Source organism: Ligilactobacillus ceti DSM 22408, from assembly GCF_000423245.1.
Taxonomy (GTDB): Bacteria; Bacillota; Bacilli; order Lactobacillales; family Lactobacillaceae; genus Ligilactobacillus; species Ligilactobacillus ceti.
Genome location: NZ_KE383993.1, coordinates 591,557 through 614,573, shown reverse-complemented (window position 1 = coordinate 614,573; position 23,017 = coordinate 591,557). Strand labels below are relative to the sequence as shown.

Here is a 23,017-nt window from a genome sequence, read left to right as displayed (position 1 = left end):
AGAATTAACTATTCTTAGTCCTTTTTTGCACGTTGTTCACGAGGAACACTTGTTAAATCAATCCAAAATGGATATTTTTCAGTTTTAAAATAAATGTCCAAATATTGATTACCTTGTTCTTCACCATCAACTTGATAAAATTCCAGTGAGTTAATTGTTAAATGAAGTTGATTTTTTTGAAATCGGTGAATTGAAGGAAGTTTTAACTCTTTGCGGAAATAAACAATCATACTTAATAAAATATATTTAAAGAAATTCATATTTTCGATAATTAAAAGTTCTAATTGTTGATCTTGGATTAAATCTTCAGTGGGAAGGGGCAAACTTCCTTTAAAGTACCGGTGATTGGAAACATTTACTAAATAAGCTTTTTTAAAAAATTCATAATGATCATCCATTCTAACAGTTAAAGAGAAAGCTTCTTGGTTTAAATAAGCTTCGAATGTGCGGAATAAAAAGTGGATGAAATCAATTTTTAAAAATTTCCAAAATTTAGATTGTTTTTGCTGATTAGCTAAACTAATGATATAAGCATCGAGTCCAATACTAAAATTATTTAAGAAATAACCTTGCTTTTTATGTGTTGTTTCTTGATAAGAACCAATATCATAAAGTGTTGGTTCGGTAGTATTTAAAATTTGTTCTAGTGCTAAAAGGGGATCGTTTGCGACACCGATATTAGCAGCAAATCCCATTTTATTACCAGAAGGAATAAAACCAATGGGAATATTTAAATCAGACCCAGCTTTAATTCCGTTGATAGCATCATATAATGTTCCATCGCCGCCAATAGTCAAAATAATATTTTCATAATTGTCATTAGATGTTATTTTTTTAGCTATTTTTTTGGCTATTTTAAAAGCATGACCGGGATGGTCTGTAAAATATGCTGTATATTGAATTTGCCGTTGATTTAATACATCTTGAACTTGATTCCAAATTTTTTTCGTATGACCTTCGTTAGCATGTTCATTAACAATAATCGAATAAGAACGCATGTTTCCTGAACCTCCGATCTTTAAAAGTTTTATGAAATAAAACACGAGCAGATCTGAAGTCTGCTCGTTTTAATTGATTATACAGTAATTAACATTGGTAAAATCATTGGATGACGTTCTGTTTTTTCAAATAAGAAAGCTTGTAAATCATTAATGATAGCTTCTCTTAATTTAGCTTCAGAAATCTTAGGATTTTTAAGATTCTTCATAATAGAACGATAAAGTAATTTACGTCCGTCGTTAATTAATTCGCCTGATTCACGCATATAAACAAAACCGCGTGATAATAAATCAGGACCTGACATAATTTTACGTTTGTTCATATCGATTGTGGCAACTACGACGACAATTCCTTCTTCAGAAAGAATTTTACGATCGCGTAAAACAACGTTACCAATATCACCGATTCCGGAACCATCAACATAGACATCTTCAGCAGTGAAGTGACCAGCAATACGAGCTGAATCTTTAGTTAAAGCTAAGACATCACCATTTTCTAAAATAAATGAGTGGTCACGTGGAACACCGCATTTTTCAGCTAAATCTGTATGAACTTTTAACATACGATATTCACCGTGAACAGGCATGAAGTATTTAGGTTTCATTAAACGTAACATTAATTTTTGTTCTTCTTGGCCACCGTGACCAGAAGCGTGAATATTATTAACTTTACCGTGAATAACAGTTGCACCAGCTTCTTCTAATTCGTTGATAACTTTATTAACGCTTAAAGTATTACCAGGAATAGGGGAGCTTGAGAAAATAACTGTATCATCAGGATGAATGGAAACTTGACGGTGTGTCCCGTTCGCAATGCGACTTAAAGCAGCCATTGGTTCACCTTGAGAACCAGTACATAAAATCATAACTTTATTAGCTGGTAAGCTATTAATTTCACGTGCTTGGACAATTGCATCATCAGGAATATCTAAATAACCTAATTCACGTCCATTAACAAGAGCAGCTTCCATGCTACGACCAAAGACGGCAATTTTGCGACCTTTAGCTAAAGCGGCAGCGACTGCTTGTTGAATTCTTGAAATGTTAGAAGCAAATGTCGCAAAAATAATACGACCTTCAATTTTTTCGAAAATCTTTTTAATTGATTGTCCAACCCATTGTTCAGATTTTGTAAAATCAGGAACTTCAGCGTTAGTACTATCAGATAAGAGGCATAACACGCCATCTGCACCAAGTTTAGCCATTTTTTGTAAATCAGGAGCTTGGTTAGAGATTGGTGTTAAATCAAATTTAAAGTCACCTGTAGCGACAATTGTACCTGAAGGAGTCTTAACCGCAACCCCTAATGTATCAGGGATTGAGTGAGTTGTTCTGAAAAATGAAACACTAGTTTTTCTAAATTTAATAATAGAATCTTCGTTAATTTCATGAAGTTCAGTTGTTCTTAAAAGACCATGTTCTTCAAGTTTGTTTTTAATTAAAGCGAGTGCTAATGGACCAGCATAAATTGGTACATTAATTTGCTTAAGTAAATAAGGAATACCACCAATGTGATCTTCGTGACCGTGGGTGATAACTAAGGCTTTTATTTTTTGTTGGTTTGCAATGAGGTATTGGTAATCCGGAATAACGTAATCAATTCCTAAAAGTTCATCTTCAGGGAATTTAATACCAGCATCGATAATAATAATTTCATCTTGAAATTGAATGCCGTATGTGTTTTTTCCGATTTCACCGAGTCCACCAATTGCAAAAACAGCAGTTTCGTTGTTTTTAACTTTGAGGTGTTTCATTATTTATCAAACTCCACGATAGCGAAGTCTGGTTTGCTATTTTTTTCATATTCTAAAGCAGCTTCGGAAAGTGCTTCGATAAATTCGACATTGTAGTCGACGTTGTTAGCTACGATGGCACGAGCTTGAGCTTCTGAATCAGCTTCTAAATAAAGTGATTGTGTGCTTTCACGTAGTGGGTTAATTGTTGGGTCTTCTTGGTAATAAACTTTAAAAATCATTATAAATATTTCTCCTTTTATATATCTAAAATTTGGTTGTGTTAAACTGCTATTTAACAAAAAATAAAAATATCCGAACTTAAGATTGTTTTCACAATAATTATGTTCATTTTAGCATATTTTTAAGATTAAGTACATAAACATAAAAAATAATTGAATTAAGCCCGTGGCAGTCATGTTTGTAGTATAATTAAAGGGGATTATGGAGAAATGAGGGTAAATTATGAAAACCATCTTATTATGGGGGATTGTTTTAATTGTCAGCGTGATACTTTATTTAAGCGTCCGGCGGATTAGAAGAAATAAGGCACTCTTAGTGATGCAAACAGCTAGTCAAAAAGTAGTTAATCAAGCTTTGAAAGCGAGTTTAGTCAAAGTCATTACTACTGAATTTAAAGGTTCTTATTATCCCAACGCCATTGAAACAGAATTGATTTCGGATGTTTGGGGTAAGGGTGTGATGGCTTTTGAATATGAACTACCTTTACAAGTAACAACTATTAATGATTTAAAAGCGATTAAGCTTGAATTAACTAATCATTTAAACGATTATGCACAACAGCAGCAACTTCAAGGGTATCAAGGTCATGATATTTTTGTTGTATCTGATATTTGGATACTGAAAGGGATATTACATCTAGATATTTCATATGTTGTCAATCAAGCCACGCTTTCTTATTTGAATGATATTAATAAGTTAGAAATTGACTAATAAAAAAAAGGACGGTAATTACCGTCCTCTTTTAGTCTATTCAAGAATAAATGTTCCTGGAGGTGCTTGGAAAGGATCTTTTTCATTAATACGATCAAAGAAAAGAATTCCGTTTAAGTGATCAATTTCATGTTGGACTACAATTGCTAAATAATCAGTTAATTTTTTAGTATGTTGATTTCCATCAAGATCATACCAACGTAATTTAATACGGTCATGACGAGGAACGTATCCTGGGATTACACGATCAACTGATAAACAACCTTCACCTTCACCTAAAGCAACCATTTGGACTGATTCACTAAGAATTGTTGGGTTAATTAAAATTTCTTTAAATAACGGATTGCCATCTTCATCAGGGACTAAAACAGCAGTCATGCGTTTAGGCACGTTAATTTGCGGTGCTGCTAAACCAACACCAGCGCGTAATTTATATTTTTTAGCTAATTTGGGATCTTGACTATTTTCAAGAAATTCCATCATTTCAAGTGCTGTTTGTTTGTCTTCATCTGACATTGGAAAAGTAAATTTTTCAGCACGTGTTCGTAAAGTAGGGTGACCTTCACGAATAATATCATCCATTGTAATCAATTCTAAAACCTCCTAAATAATTTCTTATTAATAATATAATAATATCATAAAAAAATGAATTATAGGTTGGATTAAATGAAAAAAGCAAATTGAAAAGGCTTTTATATATAAGAAGAAAATAGGTCTATGGTATAATGAAAAATAAAAAAGAAAAGAGTTAGATAATTTAATGAAACAAATGATTAGTTATCCGTTAATGCCTGAATGGTCAACAGCGGAGATTATTATTATGAGTGAATTCTTTATGGCGGTAGAACAGATATATACAACCGGAATTGATCGTGAAGAATTTTTAAATAAATATCAAGAATATATTAAAGTAGAACCAAGTAAAATGGCACAAAAACAATTAGATCGCGCTTTTTCTCAAGAGTCAGGCTATAGTATTTATCAAGCCGTCAAATTTGCGCAAGCTAGTTCGAAAAAACAAGTTAAAATTCAAGCATAAAAAATAGGAGTGATGGATAATGGTTGCGTGGCAAGAAATAAATCACCAAGTGCAAAGCTGGCTTAAAGAAGTACGTACAATGATTTTGGCAGAAATGAAGCAACAACAAATTCAAGTTGAACAAAAAACATGTCGTACAGATTTAGTTACGAATGTTGACCGTGAAGTTGAAGCTTTTTACAGTCAAAAAATCAAAGAATCTTTTGCTAATTCTAAAATTCATGGTGAAGAGTGTGAACATGCCACGGGATTACATGAACATCCAGGTTTATTTTGGTTAATTGATCCAATTGATGGAACGCTGAATTTTATCCAACAAGAGGCTGATTTTGCAACTATGTTGGCTATTTTTGAAAATGGTAAACCCAAATTAGCTTATATTTATGATGTTATGCATGATGAGTTGTTTTGGGGTGGTCCAGAATGTGGTGTTTATTGTAATGAAAAAGAAATAACTCCACCAAGTAATTGTCCTTTGGAAAAAGGCTTATTTGCAATGGGCGGTAATTTAGTATTACATAATCGGTATAATATTCAAAAGATTGCACAACAAAGTTTAGGTGTGCGAGTATATGGATGTGCAGGGATTGAATTCACACGTGTTTTAACTGGTAAGACAGTTGGGTATTTAGCGTGTTTATGTCCGTGGGATTATGCCGCGGGAACAATTTTAGCTGAAACATTAGGATTAGTTGTGAAAACAATTGACGGTCAGCCTGTAAATATGCTATCATCAACAGATGTATTAGTAGCAACCAAAAGTGCACATAAAGAGATTTTAAAAGCTATTCATCAAGATTGATGATAGCCCTGACTGTGACTAATATGTCACAGCTTTTTTTATATGAAAAGTAACTATGGTTGTTGTAAAGTTTATAATAAGATTTAAGTTTTGAAGGGAAGAAAAAATTTGAAAAATCGTGATGATATTCGTAATGTTGCTATTATTGCCCACGTTGACCATGGTAAAACAACATTAGTTAACGAATTATTGAAACAATCAGATACATTAGATGAACATACTCAAATTGGCGATCGTGCCATGGATTCCAACGATATTGAAAAAGAACGTGGAATTACTATTTTATCTAAGAATACAGCCGTAAAATATCAAGGAAAACAAATTAACATTTTAGATACACCAGGACACGCCGATTTCGGTGGTGAAGTAGAACGTATCATGAAAATGGTTGATGGTGTTTTACTTATTGTTGATGCTTTTGAAGGAACAATGCCACAAACACGTTTTGTTTTGAAAAAAGCGCTTGAACAACACTTAACACCAATTGTTATTATTAATAAAGTTGACCGCCCAGGTGGACGTCCAGAAGAAGTTGTTGATGAAGTTTTAGACTTATTCATTGAATTAGGTGCAGATGAAGATCAATTAGATTTCCCTGTTATCTATGCTTCAGCTATGAACGGAACATCATCTGATGATCCAGATTTATCAACACAAAAACATACAATGGATCCAGTGTTTAACACAATTATTGATGCTATTCCAGGACCAGTTGATAACTCAGACGAACCATTACAATTCCAAGTTTCAATGCTTGATTATAATGATTTCGTTGGTCGTGTTGGTATTGGTCGTGTGTTCCGCGGAACTATTAAAGTTGGGGATGCTGTTACAGTTATGAAACTTGATGGTAGCCAACAAAACTTCCGTGTTACAAAATTATTTGGTTTCTTTGGCTTACAACGTCAAGAAATTCAAGAAGCTAAAGCCGGTGACTTGATTGCCGTATCTGGTATGGAAGATATCTTCGTTGGGGAAACTGTTTGTCCAGCTAACTCACCAGAAGCTTTACCAGTTTTACGTATTGACCCACCAACATTACAAATGACATTTATGACAAATAACTCACCATTTACAGGTCGTGAAGGTGATCATGTTACAGCTCGTAAATTAGAAGATCGTTTGAAGATGCAATTACACACAGATGTGTCTTTACGTGTTGAAGATACAGAATCTCCAGATGCATGGATTGTTTCTGGTCGTGGGGAATTACACTTATCAATCTTAATTGAAACATTACGTCGTGAAGGTTTCGAATTAGCTGTATCACGTCCTAAAGTTATTTACCGTGAAATTGACGGTACATTAAGCGAACCATATGAAAATGTTATTATCGATACACCAGATGAATATTCTGGTTCAATTATTGAATCAATGGCAGAACGTAAAGGTGAAATGGTAAACATGGAAACAGGTCAAAATGGCCAAACACGTTTAACATTCTCAACACCAACACGTGGTTTAATCGGATATGATTCACAATTCTTATCAATGACACGTGGTTATGGTATTATGAACCATACATTTGCTGAATATAAACCAGTTATCCGTAATTGGGAACCAGGCCGTCGTAACGGTGCTTTAGTATCTATTAACCAAGGTAAAGCTACAACATATTCAATTATGAGTGTTGAAGGTCGTGGTACAATCTTTGTTGATCCAGGTACAGAAGTTTATGAAGGTATGATTGTTGGTCAATCTTCTCGTGAACGTGACATTTCTGTTAACGTTACAAAAGGTAAGAACATGACTAACGTTCGTTCATCTAATAAAGATCAAACAGCTTCAATTAAGAAGCCAACTCATTTAACATTAGAAGAATCATTAGAATTCTTAAATGAAGATGAATTATTAGAAATTACACCAACAACTATTCGTTTACGTAAACGTATTTTAGATACAAACTTACGTGAAAAAGCTGCTAAAAAAGCTAAAAAAGCTAAAGAGCAAGAATAAAAAAGTTAAAAAAAGCGTAGTAGGAAAGAAATTTCCTGCTACGCTTTTTTAGTGGTCTAGAGCGGTTTAAAGCGTTTTCATCTAAAAATTAACATATCTTAAGAAATACTAGTTAATTATTCAGATTTTATAGTTATTATATATGAAAATCGTTAAATCTTATTTAAATACCATTTATGAAAACGTATAATTAAAGTGTTATTTCTGATGCATAAAAACTAACTTTTTTTGTTTTCTTAGGTACTAAACCAATTTAGGAATTGTGCTATAATTGAAAGGAAATGAAAGGAGCAATAACTTAAATAAATAACAATTACAAGTAATGATTAAATGTAATGAAAATAAGTGTTAAATTTAAGTTTTTGAAGATTATGATTAAGAAATTACGGAACAAGTTTAAATATTTTGATTGGAAATTATTTATTCCTTTTATAACGTTATGCATTATTAGTATTATGGCTGTTTATTCAGCTAGTGGTGTGAATGCTCATAACAGTGCGATTTACTTTTTAAAACAAACAATTTATGTTGGTTTAGGAGTCTGTATTGTGTTGGTTATGGCGCATTTGAAAATTGATTTTTTAAAAAATCCCAAATTTTTATTTGGAAATGCTGTGTTTTTGATTGTATTGTTGCTAATTGCTTTGAATTCAGCATCAATTAATGGAGCGAAAGGTTGGATTTCGACTGGTTTATTTAATATTCAACCAGCGGAAATGTGTAAACTTTTTCTGGCTTTATACATGGCGCAAAAAGTTGCTGATCGCGCACACAAGCGTGAAATCGGAGCTGAAATTAAAAATACATTCCCAATTATTATTGTGGTAGGGATGCTATTCTTAATTTTAATTGAACCAGATTTAGGTGGTTTTTTAATTAATTTATCAATTGTTTTAGTTGTTTATTTAGCTGGTTTAAATGATTTTAAAAAGAGTTTTAAGTTACTAGCGACTGGTTTTACAGTTGCTTTAGTTGGTTTACAAGTTTTAAGATTTTTTAATCCATTTGCATATGGACCTTTAAAACATTGGGGTTATATGTATCAACGATTTACAGCTTACTTTACACCATTTAAATATGCTAATGCAGAAGGTAAACAGTTGGTGAATTCCTATTATGCAATTAGTAATGGTGGGATTTTCGGAGTAGGGATTGGTAATAGTATTCAAAAACGAGGCTATTTACCAGAACCGCATACGGATTTTATCCTATCTGTTATTGCAGAAGAAAAAGGATTAATCGGCACAGTAGTTGTCTTAATCTTATTATTTTTGTTGATCGGCCGGATTTTTAAAATTGGGATTCGTTCACAAGATTTATATAAGAGCTTAATCTGTTATGGAATTGGAACCTTTATGTTTATTGAAACAATGTTTAATGTTGGTGGTGTGAATGGACTCCTCCCAATTACGGGTGTTACTTTACCATTTGTTTCATACGGTGGTTCAAGTATGGTGGTTTTAACAGCATCATTAGGAATTGTAATGAATATTTCCGCTAATCAAAGAAGACAAAAGAAATAAAATAAATATAATAAACACTCAAAAAATTTAAAATTATTTTTGAAGAAAGTGGGTTCTTTATGAAGAAAATTTTGATTGCTAATCGTGGAGAAATTGCAGTACGTATTATTCGTGCTTGTCATGAATTAGAATTAGAAACGGTTGCGGTTTTTGCTAAGGATGATGAATATGGAGTTCATCGCTTCAAAGCCGATGAAGCTTATGAAGTAGGTAAAGGCAAAAAAGCAATTGAAGCATATTTAGATATGGATGATATTATTCGTGTTGCTAAAATGACGAATGCTGATGCCATCCACCCTGGATATGGCTTCTTAGCTGAAAATGAAGAATTTGCTAAAAAATGTGCGGAAGCAGGAATTGTCTTCATTGGACCTTCTGTGGAACATTTAGCAACATTTGGTGATAAAATTGCTGCTAAAAAAGCTGCGATTAAAGCTGGTTTAAAAACAATTCCAGGCTCCAAAGAACCTGTACAATCATTGGATGAAGTTGTTGATTTTGCTAATGAATATGGTTATCCAATTATGGTTAAAGCTGCTCTTGGTGGCGGTGGCCGTGGGATGCGGATTGTTCGTAGCGAAGATGAAGTTGCGACAGCTTATGAACGTGCTCGTAGTGAAGCTAAACAATCATTTGGTGATGATGAACTTTATGTTGAAAAATATTTAGAAAATCCAAAACATATTGAAGTTCAAATTTTAGCTGACGAACACGGTAATGTTTTACACTTATTCGAACGTGATTGTTCTGTACAACGACGTCACCAAAAAGTTATTGAATTTGCACCAAGTATGTCTTTAGGTGATAAACGTCGTAATGAAATTTGTGATGCTGCTGTTACATTGATGAAAGATGTTAACTATCAAAATGCTGGTACTGTTGAGTTCTTAGTAACAGATGATGATTTCTATTTCATTGAAGTTAACCCACGTGTTCAAGTTGAACATACTGTTTCTGAAATGATTACAGAAATCGATATCGTTCAATCACAAATTGAAATTGCTGCTGGTAAAGATTTATTTAAAGATTTAGATTTACCACAACAAGAAGATTTAGAATATCACGGTGTAGCTATGCAATGCCGGATTACAACAGAAGATCCAGAAAATAATTTTATGCCTGATACAGGTAAAATTGAAACATATCGTTCTCCAGGTGGTTTCGGAGTACGTTTAGATGGTGGTAATGCTTATACTGGTGCTGTTATTACACCATTCTTTGATTCCTTATTAGTAAAAGCATGTGTGCAAGCATATACATTTGAAGATGTAATTGCAAAAATGGATCGTGCTTTATCTGAATTTAGAATTAGTGGTATTAAAACAAATATTAACTTTATGCGTAATGTTATCTTACATCCAGAATTTATGGCTGGTAATGCAAGTACAACATTTATTGATAATACACCAGAATTATTTAACTTTAAGCGTGAACAAAATACAAATGATCAATTGCTTAAATATATTGGTGATGTAACAGTTAATGGTTTCCCAGGAGTGGAACAACATCCGAAAATTTTCGTGCCAGATAACCAAATGGAAGATGGCTTAGAATTAGTTTCCGGAATTGAAAATGCGAAGACAATTTTTGATAAATATGGTGTTGATGCAACAATGGATTGGGTTAAACAACAAGAAGATGTCTTGTTAACTGATACAACAATGCGTGATGCTCACCAAAGTTTATTCGCAACACGGATGCGTACAAAAGATATGCTTCCAGTTTTAGATGTTTACGATCAAGCTTTACCAAACATGTTCTCTGCAGAAGTTTGGGGAGGAGCAACATTTGACGTTGCTTATCGTTTCTTAAACGAAGATCCATGGGAAAGATTACGTATTATGCGTGAGAAAATGCCAAATACATTGTTACAAATGTTAACACGTGGTTCCAATGCAGTTGGTTATAAGAACTATCCAGATAATGTCTTGAAAGCATTTATTGAAAAGAGTGCAGAAAATGGTGTGGATGTATTCCGCGTCTTCGATAGTTTAAACTGGATTGCACAAATGGAAAAAAGTATTCAATATGTACGTGATGCAGGTAAGATTGCAGAAGGTACAATGTGCTATACAGGTGATTTATTAAATCCAAATGAAACTAAATATAACTTAGATTACTATTTGAAACTTGCTAAAGATTTAGTTGATGCAGGTTCTGATATTATCGGTATTAAAGATATGGCCGGTTTACTTAAACCAAAAGCAGCTTATGAATTAGTTGGTGCATTGAAAGAAGAAGTTAATGTTCCAATTCACTTGCATACACACGATACAACAGGTAATGGTGTTGCAACATATGTTGAAGCAACTCGCGCAGGTGTTGATGTTGTTGATGTGGCAACAAGTTCACTTTCAGGAACAACTAGTCAACCAAGTATGAGTAGTTTCTACTATGCCTTAGCTAATGAACAACGTTGTCCAAAAATGGATATTAATAACGTTGAAAAAATTAATCGTTACTGGGCTGGTGTTAAACCATTCTATCAAGATTTCATGAATGGTATTACATCTCCACAAACAGATATTTACCAAACAGAAATGCCTGGTGGTCAATATTCTAACTTACAACAACAAGCTAAAGCTTTAGGTATTACAGATTTTGAAAAAGTTAAAGAAACATATCGTGATGTTAACCAATTATTAGGTAATATCATTAAAGTTACACCAAGTTCTAAAGTTGTTGGTGATATGGCAATCTTTATGATTCAAAATGAATTAACACCAGAATCTATTATGATTAAAGGGCAAACACTTGATTTCCCAGAATCTGTTGTTAACTTCTTTGCTGGTAATTTAGGCCAACCTGTAGGCGGATTCCCTAAAGAATTACAAGAAATTGTTCTTAAAGGTAAAACTGCTATTACAGAACGTCCAGGTAGCTTAGCTGAACCAGTTGATTTCGAAGCAACAGCAAAAGAATTAGAAGCTGAAATCAAACGCAAACCAACAGCTGAAGAAGTTTTAAGTTATATCTTATATCCAGAAGTATTCTTAACATACGAAACAAACTGTAATAAATTTGGTTCAATGACATCGCTTGATACAACAACCTTCTACCAAGGTATGCGTCCAAGTGAAACAATTCATATTAACTTTAAACCAGGTAAGAGCAGTATCGTTAAATTGGATTCTATTTCTGAAGCAGATGAAGATGGTAACCGTAGTCTCTTCTTCTCATTAAATGGTCAAACATTACAAATTTCTGTAAATGATCGCAGTAAACAAGCTACAGTAAGTAGCATTCCTAAGGCTGAACCAACTAACCCAAGTCATATTGGTGCAACATTAAGTGGTTCTGTTTTAGAAGTACTTGTCGAAAAAGGTCAAGTTGTTGAAAAAGGTCAACCATTAGTTGTAACTGAAGCTATGAAGATGGAAACAACAATTCAAGCTCCATTTAATGGTAAAGTAACTCACGTTTATGTTAAAGATGGCGATATGCTTGAAACGCGTGACTTATTATTAGAATTAGAACCAGCTGAATAAAATAAATAAATTAGAAACTAAGCTTTGCTCTCAAATAAGAGAGTGAAGCTTAGTTTTTTTGCGGTTAGTCGGGGGTAAATGTGGTAAAATGGAGTGAAACCGACTTTTAAAGTAGATGTTATGATTGAAACGAAGCGGAATGATTTTTTAGAAAAATAAAAATTTTCAAGCTGATATTAAAATTAAAAATCAAGCTTATAATGACAGAAAGTAGTGTTAAAATGGAATTTGAAATTCAAGAACGACAAGGTTTAGTCGTTTATGTATATCATCTTCGCCAAAGTAAACAATTACGTAAATATGGTGATATCCACTATGTTTCCCGAAAGATGAAATACGTTATTTTATATTTAAACCAAGAAGATTTTCCAGAAACAATGGAAAAAATTAATAAACTAAGATTTGTTCGTAAAGTTGAAAAATCAAAACGAAATGAATTAGTCACGAATTTTGATCAAACGTTAGGTATTTATAAATTAACAGATGAAGATCGTGAAAAATATAAGAATAAGAGTGATAAAAAATGAGAATTGTAGCTGGTAATTATGGTGGGAGAAAATTAAAAGCTGTTCCTGGTATGAAAACACGACCTACCACAGATAAAGTGAAAGAATCGATGTTTAACATTATAGGCCCTTATTTTGCCGGTGGACAAGCTTTAGACTTGTTTGCAGGTAGTGGTGGTTTAGCTATTGAAGCTGTTTCACGTGGGGTAGAACATGCGATTTTAGTAGATCGCCAATATCAAGCGATTAAAACAATTAATGAAAATATTGCGATTACTAAAGAAGAAGATAAATTTACTGTTTTAAAAGGTGATGCCAAACGGATTTTAAAACAATTTGCTAAAAAAGAAATGACTTTTGATTATGTATTTTTAGATCCTCCATATAAAGAACAAGAAATTGTTAATTTAATGCAAGAAATGGTGGAGTTGAGCATTTTAAATGAAGATGCATTGATTGTTTGTGAAACTGATCAAGATGCACATCTACCAGAAGAAATCTCAGGTTTTAATTTTATTAAAGCTGCTGATTATGGTATTACTCGTTTAGCTTTTTATCGTTTAACAACAGATTAAGTAGGTGATTAGATGACAAAAGCAATTTTTCCAGGGAGTTTTGATCCTTTGACAAATGGCCATTTGGATTTAATTCAAAGAGCCAGCAAGTTGTTTACGCATCTCGATGTTGTGGTAGTAACTAATACGCAAAAACAACCGTTATTTACAGTTGATGAAAAAATTGAACTTATTCAAAAAGCAGTCCAAAATTATACTAATGTTCAAGTTGTAGCTGTTGCCGATGAATTAACAGTCGATGTCATGCACAAACTTCAAGCTACAGTTTTAATTCGGGGTATCCGGAATGAACAAGACTTTAGTTATGAACGAGATATTGCAGCTATGAATGCGCATTTAGCACCAGATATTGAAACGGTTTTATTATTAGCGAAACCAGAATATGCATTTATTTCTTCAAGTATGATTAAAGAAGTAGCGTTTTTTGGAGGGAATTTAACCAAATTAGTTCCGGAAAATGTTGCACGAGCTTTATGTAGAAAGATGACAGCCAATGACATATAAAAAAATTAGAAACATCTTTATTAGTATTGTTGTTATTTTATCAATTGTTATTGTGATGTTGATACCATTACCTTATTATGTGGAGTTCCCAGGAGCTGCTAAACCAGTTTCGAATTATATTAAAGTTGAACAACCAACACATCAGTCAGGGAAAACGAATGAGTATTTATTAGTATATGTTCGGGTGGGGCGGATGACCCCACTAACGTATATTATGAGTAAGTTTGAACCGCAATCACAAATTATCCCAGCAAAGAAAATTGTTGGAAATTATAGCGATGATGATAAAAATAACTTTGATCATTATCAAATGGAAAATTCTTATGAAACAGCTAAATATGTGGCTTTGACAGCTGCAAAACGTCCGGTTGAACTACAAACTAAGGGACTTTACGTGGCGCGGATTATCCCAGAATCTAAATTTAAAGATAAATTAAAATTCGGTGATGTGATTACTGAAATTAATGGTCATAAATTTACAAACCTGGATGATTATTTAAAATCATTTGCTAAAATGAAAATTGGAGATCCGATTACTGTTACTTATTTAAGGGATAAAAAAGAATATACCGCTACGGCAAAGGCAATTGAATTGAGAGATAATAAGACGACGCAAGCTGGACTCGGTATTAATTTTATAAATAAGTTGCAGGTTGTTTCGAAAGAAAAGATTACAGCTGATTTAAACTCATTATCTGGTCCTTCAGCGGGCATGATAATGGCTTTAGATATCTATAACCAATTGAAGCCGAACGCTTTTAAAAAGCAACGAATTATCGGCGGAACAGGTACATTGAATTTAGATGGTACAATTGGACCAATTGGTGGAGTTGATAAGAAAGTTGTTTCCTGTGCTAAAGCTAAAGCAGAGATCTTTTTTGTACCAGAAATTAAATATTCTCAACAAAAAATGAGTAATTACGAAGAAGCTGTAAAAGTTGTTAAACAACGGAATTTGAAAATAAAAGTGGTTCCTGTGAAGAATTTTCAAGATGTAATTGAATATTTGCAAAATAATTAAAAAGTTTACGTATCGTTGGATGCGTAAACTTTTTTTGCGTATTTAACAATGAACAGCGCTTAACAAAGGGGGATAAGGATGGATTTATGGCAAGAAATCAAAGTTGTTTGGCGAGAAAAACGTAAATGGGTGATTGGAGGAGGAATTCTATTAATTATGATGATTGTTGGTGCTCTTTGGTGGTTTAGACAGCAACCAACAGAAAGCTTAGCTAATAGTTCAAGTGGAGGTGTAGATTGTCAAACTATTAGTTATTCGCAACGCAGTAGTCATTCTCAAACGAAAAAATATTATGTTGATATTAAAGGTGCTATTAAAAAGCCTGGTGTTTATGCTGTTGTAAAAGGGAGCCGGATTACCAAATTGTTAAAACAAGCGGGTGGAGCTAGTGAAGAAGCTGATCTTTCACAAGTTAATCTTGCACAAAAATTAAATGATGAAGATGTCATTTATATTCCGTATAAAGGTGAAAATATTCATGATTTCAAACAACAAAGTGCACAAGCAACTACACAAAAGAGTCAAAATACAAGTTCAGCTGGGAAAGTTAACTTAAATACAGCTGATAAAAATGAATTAATGAGTTTGAATGGGATCGGTGCTAAAAAAGCGGATCAAATTATTGCTTATCGAACAAAAAATGGATCGTTTCAAAATGTTACAGATTTAAAAAATGTTTCTGGAATTGGAGACAAAATTTATGCCAGCTTAGCAGAACAAATAACAGTGTGATTAATTCAAAGGGATTTGTTATACTTTAAAGTGATTAAATGATATAGGGGGATAACTATGGAAGATAAAAGAATACCATGGAATCAGTATTTTATGATGCAAGCAGTCTTGTTATCGATGCGTAGTACATGTGAACGACTTGCTGTGGGAGCAATTTTAGTACGTGATCGCCGGATTATTGCCGGTGGGTATAATGGAGCGGTATCAGGTGATACACACTGTCTTGAAGGTGGCTGTTATATGGTAGAAGGCCATTGCGTACGGACTATTCATGCTGAAATGAATGCTGTTTTACAATGTGCTAAATTTGGCGTTGCTACAGAAGGTGCTGAAGTGTACGTTACAGATTTTCCATGTTTACAATGTACAAAATCATTATTACAAGCTGGTATTAAGAAAATTTATTATTTACGTAATTATCATAACGATCCATATGCAGTTGAATTATTTAAAATGAAAAATGTTCAAGTGGAGCAAGTTAAAGTTGATCCGATTTACTTAGACTCATTGGTTAATAACGATATCTTTAAAAATTAGTAGGGTTTTAAATTTTAGAAAGAATTTGTTTTTTTAGTGTAATCAATGTAGTTTTAGTTACTTTTTTAGCGTTGGATTTCCATTATAGCTTTTTAGTATGTCTGGTTATTTGGCAAGGGCGACTGATTTTAACACGTAATAAACGGTTAATCAGAGGTGTTATTTTAATAACACTTCTGTTTAGCTGTTATTTGTTGTCCCATCAAAGACAGGTGCATTTAATTGAAAATAAACAACCGCAAATGCTGCAGTTGTGTTTAAAGGTTCAACCTGATCAAGTGAAAATAAATGGTAATAGTGTTTATTTTAGTGGGGTTGATCAATTTCGGCGCAAATTAAATTGTACCTGGTATCCTAAAAAGACAAATGACATCAAAGTGTTGAAACTCCAAGAAAGTTGTTATCTACAAGTTTCTGGTCAGTTACAACCTTTTATAGGGGCAACTAATGAAAATCAGTTTGATGCGCGTCGTTATTATTATGGTAAAAGAGTTTTTTACAAATTAAAAATTGAAAAAATTATTAGTATTAAACCTGTTAGGAAAAATATTGTAAATCAATTACATACACTGCGTTGGCAGATTATTCAAAAGTTAAAAAGGTATCCTGAACCATATGCAAGTTATGCGCAAGCTTTATTAGTAGGGTATCAATCAGAAGTTTTTCAAGGATTAACTAATGTTTATAGCAAATTAGGAATTATTTATCTATTTTGTTTATCAGGAATGCATGTTTTTTATGTAATTTGGATTATTAAAACGATTTTAACGTATTTACACGTGACCCAAGAAACTCAATTGACCATATTATTAATAGTATTGCCGTTATATTTAATTTTGGCTGGGGGATCAGCTAGTTTAGTGCGTGCGATCGGAATGGCATGGTTGTTGATTTTGGGACAGAAAATTAAAGTTATTAAATTGACAAAATTGACAACCTGGTCATGTTTGTTAGCAGTTAATTTATTTTTGGCCCCAGAAAGTATATTTTCTTTAGGCGTGCAGTTAAGTTATTTATTAACGTTAGGTTTGATTTTATTGCAAGAAGCTAATTATTTTAAATTGAATCTTAAAATTAATGCTTTAACTTTACCGCTAATTTTATGGCATACGTATCAATATAATTTATTAACACCACTTTTAACTTGGGTAATTACACCGATTTTTGCGGTTGTATTTATTCCGTTATTATTGTTGGGATTAGGTCCAGAGTGGATGTTGATGATGAGCAATCAAGTGTTACAAATTTTAACTTTAATATTAGTGAAAATTGGGCAATTACCAACTGAAATAACTTATGGAAAACCGTCTTTGCTTGTTGTTTTAATGATTGTGATAAGTGTGTTTTATGCACAAAAATTAACTAAACCACAAAAATTAATTACTTGCTTAAGTATATTAATAGTAGGGAATTTCATTGTAATTAAGTATCCCATCGCACCGGAGATTGTTTATTTTGATATTGGACAAGGTGATAGTACTTTAATTCGTGAGAGGTTTAATCGCAGTGTTACTTTAGTAGATACAGGTGGGAAGTTGAATTTTTCTGCTATGAAGCAGCGTAATCCAAAGAAACGCAAAACGAATGGTGAAAAAATTATTGTTAATTATTTGAAAAGTAAAGGCTTGATGCACTTAGATCACTTAGTGTTAACACATCAAGATACTGATCATATAGGTGATTTTCCTGCTATTTCTCGCCATATTAAGATCGCTAAAATTTATGTTCCAGCGGGGATGGAAAAACAATCTGCATTTTTACGGCGTTTAGATCAATCTGAGAATACCTTAGCTGATGTTTATCCAGTCTTAAAAGGTATGAATTGGGGTGTTTCACAAACTGAAATTTTGTACCCTATACAAGTTGGTGCTGGTAAAAATGAAGATTCAATAACATTTATTAAACAATTCGCTGGATTACAATGTTTCTTTTCTGGAGATTTAAATCAAGCAGGAGAATTGAAGATTTTAAAAGAGCACCCGAATTTAAAAATTGATATTTTAAAAACAGGGCATCATGGCAGTCAAACATCAACACACCCTCAATTATTACAAAGCACCAAACCATGCGTCGCTTTGATTTCTTGTGGTCGTAAAAATCGCTATGGCCATCCAGCGCAAATCACTTTAGAAAATTTAGAAAAGTATCAAATACCATATTATCTAACCGCGCATGATGGTATGATGAAAGTGAAAAAAGTTGGTCGTCATGTGGAATTACAGCTGTATCAAATGGGAAAATGGCGTAAAATAAGAATAAAATAAAGGAAAGGAGGTTGTTTAATGGGAAAAAGTAATGAAATAACAGTTCAAACTTTATTGAAGAATATTGAAAAAGATCAATTTTCACCAGTGTATTTAGTGGTGGGGGAAGATAAATATTATTTAGAAAAAATTAAACAAGCTTTTTTGGATAAGATTCCAGCTGCTGAACGAGAATTTAATGTTGGAAAATATGATTTGGAAAACATCCCATTAGCGACAGCGCTCGATGATGCGCAGTCAGTTCCTTTCTTTGGTGAATATCGGATTGTTTTTTTACAAAATCCAGTATTTTTAACAGGGGCTAAGGCGAAAAATAAAGTAGAACATGATGTGAAATATTTAGAAAATTATTTAAAAAATCCCCAACCAACTACATTGTTAGTTATTTTAGCTAATTATAAAAAATTAGATGGACGTAAAAAAATCGTTAAAGATTTAAAACGTTTAGCTTTAGTCGTGCAAAATCAGCCGTTGAATGAATATGGGTTAAAGAAATTAATTCAAAGCGAATTAAAACAAAAAGGATTTACGATTGAACCAGCTGCTTTAGAATTGTTATTGGAGCGGACGAATCTTGAGATGCAACTAACGATGAATGAAGTTGCTAAATTACAATTAAGTGTAGAAAATCAAGTGATTGATTATCAGACCGTTGCTGGTTTAGTACCAAAATCAGTTGAACAAAATGTTTTTGATTTGGTTGATTTTGTTTTGAAAAAAGATATTGCACATAGTTTGGAACGTTATCGCGATATTTTGAGTAATAAAACTGGTAGCAAAGATGAAAATAATCCGATTCAGATTAACGCGTTATTAATGAGTCAGTTTAGATTAATGTTACAAATTCAAATTTTATCAAAAATTGGCTATGCCCAAGGTGAAATTACTAAAGCGTTAAAAGCTAATCCGAAACGAATTGAAATTGTAATGCGACAAGCGCAAAAGTTTCAGCGAGAAGATTTAAAAAAAGCTTACTATGGATTATTTGAAGTTGATAAGAAGTTAAAGACGACATCTTTAGATCCAAGTTATATTTTTCAATTGTTTTTGTTAGATTATATAACTTTAAAATAAAAAAACGCCAACTAACTTAATAGTTGGCGTTTTTTTAAAGATTATTTGTTTAAGCGAGCAGCCATGCGTGATTTATCACGAGCAGCTTTATTAGCTTTAATCAAACCTTTAGAATGAGCTTTATCGATTGCAGAAACTGCTTGTTTGAATAAATCTTCAGTGTTTTCTGCACCTGCAGTTACAGCTTCTTCGAATTTTTTAACAGCTGTTCTCATTGCGCTCATTTGAGCAGAGTTACGAGCGTTAGCTTTTTCTGTTGTTTTTACACGTTTGATTGCGGATTTAATAATTGGCATCAAAGTCACCTCCACGTTTTATTTATGATTACTGAGATAGTATCATTTAAATTTTCAACAGTGATTATTATACAAGAGCTGATAAGACAATGCAATAAAAAAATGCAATTGATGTCAAGAAAATATCCTTGACAGATAAAAAATGAGAAAAAAGTTCAGAAAAACTTGCATTTTAGGCCAAAATCTTGTAAATTAATTGAGTACGCTAATAAGCGTAGACCTTTAACTTAGTTTAACAACTTTCACCGGTGTTTTACTCGGTTTTAGGTGACAATCAGAAAGGTGGAAATTAACAATGGCAATTTCAAACGAAAAAAGAACACAAATCATGACAGACTTCGCTCGTCATGAAGGAGATACAGGATCAACAGAAGTTCAAATCGCAGTTTTAACAGCTGACATTAACGAACTTAACGATCACTTACGTACACACAAGAAAGATTTTTCTGCACAACGTGGTTTGATGAAGAAAATCGGTCACCGTCGTAATCTCTTAGCTTACTTACGTAAGAACGATGTTCAAAGCTATCGTGAATTAATCAAACGTTTAGGTTTACGTCGTTAATCAACGAAAAAATCCTACAAAGCAACGGTCATTTAGATGATTCGTTGCTTTTTTTTATGAATTTTAAGTTTTCATTAAGCGTTTAGCGTCAGATTACGGTATAATTATAAAAGTAAGAATTTAAATAGATTAACGGAGGCTCAATAATGGATAAACATGTTTTTGAGATTGAAATAAATAATAAACCGATGAAAGTTGAAATCGGTGAAGTAGCGAAACAAGCAAATGGTGCAGTTGTTGTACGTTATGGTGATACAACAGTTTTATCAGCTGCAGTTGGTAGTAGTGAAGCAGGACAAGGTGACTTCTTTCCACTAACAATTAATTATAATGAAAAGTTATATGCAGCAGGTAAAGTACCTGGTGGCTTTTTAAAACGTGAAGGTAAACCAAGTGAACATGCAACTTTAACAGCACGTTTAATTGATCGACCAATTCGCCCACTTTTCCCAGAAGGTTACCGCAATGAAGTGCAAGTAACAAATACTGTTTTAAGTGTTGATCCAGATTGTTCACCAGAAGTGGCAGCTATGCTTGGTTCTTCTTTAGCTTTAGGTGTCTCTGATATTCCTTTTGAAGGTCCGATTGCAGGTGTTAATGTCGGCCGTGTGGACGGAGAATTAATTATCTGTCCTACTATTGAACAAAAAGAAAAAAGTGATTTAGATATTACTGTTGCTGGTACTGCTCAAGCTATTAACATGGTTGAATCTGGTGCTAACGAAATTAGTGAAGAAGAAATTTTAGCTGGTTTAATGGCAGGTCATGCAGAAGTGCAACGTTTATGTGCATTCCAATCTGAAATTATTAAAGAAATCGGTAAAGAAAAAATGATTCCAGAAATTTTAACTGTTTCTCAAGAGTTAAAAGCTGAAATCAATGAAAAAATTGCTGCCGAAATGCGTGCTGCTATTTTAACTGAAGAAAAATTAGCTCGTGAAGAAAATATTGCTAATTTAAAAGCAGAATATGTTGAAGCATATACAAACAAATTTACAGAAGCAGAATTAACAGCTGATGAAATCAATGAAAAAATTACTGAAGTTAAAGCTATTTTAGAAGATTTAGAAAAACAAATTGTTCGTGAATTAATTACAGTTGATAAGATTCGTCCAGATGGTCGTAAAGTGGATGAAATCCGTCCATTAGATGCTCAAGTTGATTACTTACCTCGTGTACACGGTTCAGGTTTGTTTACTCGGGGACAAACACAAGCTTTATCTGTCTTAACATTAGGACAATTATCAGAACATCAAATTATCGATGATTTAGGTGTTGTTGAATCAAAACGTTTCTTACATCATTATAATTTCCCACAATTCTGTGTTGGGGGAACAGGTCGTAATGGAGCTCCAGGACGACGTGAAATCGGACATGGTGCTTTAGGTGAAAGAGCTTTATTACCAGTGATTCCAGATGAAGAAACATTCCCATATACAATTCGTTTAGTTGCTGAAGTTTTAGAATCAAATGGTTCATCTTCACAAGCAAGTATTTGTGCAAGTACTTTAGCTTTGATGGCGGGTGGTGTTCCTATTAAAGCGCCTGTAGCCGGAATTGCAATGGGCTTAGTGAAAGAAAATGATGATTATACTATTTTAACTGATATTCAAGGTTTAGAAGATCATTTAGGTGATATGGACTTTAAAGTTGCCGGAACAACAGCCGGAATTACAGCTTTACAAATGGATATTAAGACAGATGGTATTACACGTGAAATTTTAGAAGAAGCTTTAGCTCAAGCTAAGAAAGCTCGTTTACAAATTTTAGATGTGATTACAACAACAATTCCTAAATACCGTGATGAATTAAGTGAATATGCACCTAAGATCGATGTAATTAAAATCGATAAAGATAAAATTAAAGTTGTTATCGGTAAAGGTGGCGAAACTATCAATAAGATTATCGATGAAACAGGTGTTACAATCGATATCGATGAAGATGGTACAGTAAGAATCGCTTCTTCTGATCAAGCAGCAATTACACGCGCTAAAGAAATTATTGAAGTCTTAACTAAAGAAGTAAAAGTTGGCGAAATTTATGATGCTAAAGTTGTTCGCATTGAAAAATTCGGTGCTTTTGTCCAAGTTTTACCAGGTAAACAAGCTTTAGTTCATATTTCTCAATTATCTAATGAACGTGTAAAAGATGTTGAATCTGTGGTCTCAATTGGAGATACATTACAAGTTAAGATTACTGAAATTGATCGTCAAAATAGAATTAATGCTTCTCATAAAGTTTTACTAACACAAGAAGAAACTAAAGAAGTGCAAGTTGAAACAAAAAAAGAAGAACCTAAAAAAGAAAAACCAGCTGGAAAAGGTTTCGTTATTAAACAACGTGACTAAACCAAAACGTCTGTAAAAAGCAGAAAAAAACGTTTTGTGTTATAATATATAGTTGATTAATCATTAAAGATTTTGGATAAACAAACAAATTATTATTATTCA

The 23,017-nt window shown here is 32.9% G+C and carries 21 protein-coding genes; 16 read left to right on the top strand and 5 right to left on the bottom strand.

Going from position 1 to position 23,017, the window contains the following annotated elements; translation table 11 throughout:
• Window positions 1-14: 14 nt before the first annotated feature.
• The 3 genes from G540_RS0105860 to G540_RS0105850 form a co-directional block, all read right to left on the bottom strand.
• Window positions 15-998: a diacylglycerol/lipid kinase family protein gene (locus G540_RS0105860; RefSeq protein WP_027107338.1), complete on the bottom strand. Its 984-nt coding sequence runs from the start codon at window positions 996-998 to the stop codon at window positions 15-17.
• Between the two features lie 77 nt (window positions 999-1,075).
• Window positions 1,076-2,752 (bottom strand): ribonuclease J1, encoded by a 1,677-nt coding sequence (rnjA, locus tag G540_RS0105855; protein WP_027107337.1) that lies wholly within the window; start codon window positions 2,750-2,752, stop codon window positions 1,076-1,078.
• The gene (locus G540_RS0105850; protein ID WP_027107336.1) at window positions 2,752-2,973 is read right to left on the bottom strand and encodes a DNA-directed RNA polymerase subunit epsilon; all 222 of its coding nucleotides are present in this window, start codon (window positions 2,971-2,973) and stop codon (window positions 2,752-2,754) included. The genes rnjA and G540_RS0105850 overlap by 1 nt, the downstream gene beginning before the upstream one ends.
• Window positions 2,974-3,196: 223 nt before the next feature.
• On the opposite strand from G540_RS0105850, the gene G540_RS0105845 reads away from it, so the two are divergent.
• A complete protein-coding gene (locus G540_RS0105845) occupies window positions 3,197-3,685 on the top strand; it encodes a hypothetical protein (RefSeq protein WP_027107335.1) in 489 nt (162 codons plus the stop codon).
• A gap of 36 nt (window positions 3,686-3,721) precedes the next feature.
• On the opposite strand, the gene def is transcribed toward G540_RS0105845, so the two are convergent.
• Window positions 3,722-4,276: a peptide deformylase gene (def, locus tag G540_RS0105840; protein ID WP_027107334.1), complete on the bottom strand. Its 555-nt coding sequence runs from the start codon at window positions 4,274-4,276 to the stop codon at window positions 3,722-3,724.
• A 169-nt stretch (window positions 4,277-4,445) separates the two neighbouring features.
• Between def and G540_RS0105835 the strand changes: the two genes are divergently transcribed.
• The 13 genes from G540_RS0105835 (at window position 4,446) to holA (ending at window position 19,706) form a co-directional block, all read left to right on the top strand.
• A complete protein-coding gene (locus G540_RS0105835) occupies window positions 4,446-4,724 on the top strand; it encodes a UPF0223 family protein (protein WP_027107333.1) in 279 nt (92 codons plus the stop codon).
• A gap of 19 nt (window positions 4,725-4,743) precedes the next feature.
• On the top strand, window positions 4,744-5,526 hold the full coding sequence (locus G540_RS0105830) for an inositol monophosphatase family protein (RefSeq protein WP_027107332.1): 783 nt from the start codon (window positions 4,744-4,746) through the stop codon (window positions 5,524-5,526).
• Between the two features lie 108 nt (window positions 5,527-5,634).
• Complete coding sequence (typA, locus tag G540_RS0105825; protein WP_027107331.1) at window positions 5,635-7,482, top strand: translational GTPase TypA; 1,848 nt, start codon at window positions 5,635-5,637, stop codon at window positions 7,480-7,482.
• 371 nt (window positions 7,483-7,853) lie between these two features.
• Complete coding sequence (locus tag G540_RS0105820; RefSeq protein ID WP_027107330.1) at window positions 7,854-9,005, top strand: FtsW/RodA/SpoVE family cell cycle protein; 1,152 nt, start codon at window positions 7,854-7,856, stop codon at window positions 9,003-9,005.
• A gap of 59 nt (window positions 9,006-9,064) precedes the next feature.
• Window positions 9,065-12,493 carry a pyruvate carboxylase gene (locus tag G540_RS0105815; RefSeq protein WP_027107329.1) on the top strand — a complete coding sequence of 1,143 codons (3,429 nt, stop codon included), beginning with the start codon at window positions 9,065-9,067 and terminating at the stop codon, window positions 12,491-12,493.
• 200 nt (window positions 12,494-12,693) lie between these two features.
• Window positions 12,694-13,020: a YlbG family protein gene (locus G540_RS0105810; protein ID WP_342341105.1), complete on the top strand. Its 327-nt coding sequence runs from the start codon at window positions 12,694-12,696 to the stop codon at window positions 13,018-13,020.
• Complete coding sequence (gene rsmD / locus G540_RS0105805; RefSeq protein ID WP_027107327.1) at window positions 13,017-13,574, top strand: 16S rRNA (guanine(966)-N(2))-methyltransferase RsmD; 558 nt, start codon at window positions 13,017-13,019, stop codon at window positions 13,572-13,574. Before G540_RS0105810 ends, rsmD begins: the two co-directional genes overlap by 4 nt.
• 12 nt (window positions 13,575-13,586) lie before the next feature.
• The gene (gene coaD, locus G540_RS0105800) at window positions 13,587-14,078 is read left to right on the top strand and encodes a pantetheine-phosphate adenylyltransferase (protein ID WP_027107326.1); all 492 of its coding nucleotides are present in this window, start codon (window positions 13,587-13,589) and stop codon (window positions 14,076-14,078) included.
• Entirely contained in the window at window positions 14,068-15,099 is a 1,032-nt protein-coding gene (locus tag G540_RS0105795; protein WP_027107325.1) for a SepM family pheromone-processing serine protease, read from the top strand. Before coaD ends, G540_RS0105795 begins: the two co-directional genes overlap by 11 nt.
• Window positions 15,100-15,177: 78 nt before the next feature.
• Window positions 15,178-15,831: a helix-hairpin-helix domain-containing protein gene (locus G540_RS0105790; RefSeq protein ID WP_027107324.1), complete on the top strand. Its 654-nt coding sequence runs from the start codon at window positions 15,178-15,180 to the stop codon at window positions 15,829-15,831.
• Between the two features lie 57 nt (window positions 15,832-15,888).
• Complete coding sequence (locus tag G540_RS0105785) at window positions 15,889-16,368, top strand: ComE operon protein 2 (protein WP_027107323.1); 480 nt, start codon at window positions 15,889-15,891, stop codon at window positions 16,366-16,368.
• Between the two features lie 71 nt (window positions 16,369-16,439).
• Window positions 16,440-18,632 (top strand): DNA internalization-related competence protein ComEC/Rec2, encoded by a 2,193-nt coding sequence (locus G540_RS07150; protein ID WP_338048134.1) that lies wholly within the window; start codon window positions 16,440-16,442, stop codon window positions 18,630-18,632.
• Window positions 18,633-18,650: 18 nt separating this feature from the next.
• Window positions 18,651-19,706, top strand: coding sequence for a DNA polymerase III subunit delta (holA, locus tag G540_RS0105775; protein WP_051188975.1), 1,056 nt, complete (start codon window positions 18,651-18,653; stop codon window positions 19,704-19,706).
• 41 nt (window positions 19,707-19,747) lie between these two features.
• On the opposite strand, the gene rpsT is transcribed toward holA, so the two are convergent.
• Entirely contained in the window at window positions 19,748-20,002 is a 255-nt protein-coding gene (gene rpsT, locus G540_RS0105770) for a 30S ribosomal protein S20 (RefSeq protein WP_027107321.1), read from the bottom strand.
• A gap of 295 nt (window positions 20,003-20,297) precedes the next feature.
• On the opposite strand from rpsT, the gene rpsO reads away from it, so the two are divergent.
• Together rpsO and pnp are read left to right on the top strand one after the other, a co-directional pair.
• Window positions 20,298-20,567, top strand: coding sequence for a 30S ribosomal protein S15 (rpsO, locus tag G540_RS0105765; RefSeq protein WP_027107320.1), 270 nt, complete (start codon window positions 20,298-20,300; stop codon window positions 20,565-20,567).
• A gap of 146 nt (window positions 20,568-20,713) precedes the next feature.
• Complete coding sequence (pnp, locus tag G540_RS07145) at window positions 20,714-22,915, top strand: polyribonucleotide nucleotidyltransferase (protein ID WP_152973852.1); 2,202 nt, start codon at window positions 20,714-20,716, stop codon at window positions 22,913-22,915.
• Window positions 22,916-23,017: the final 102 nt, after the last annotated feature.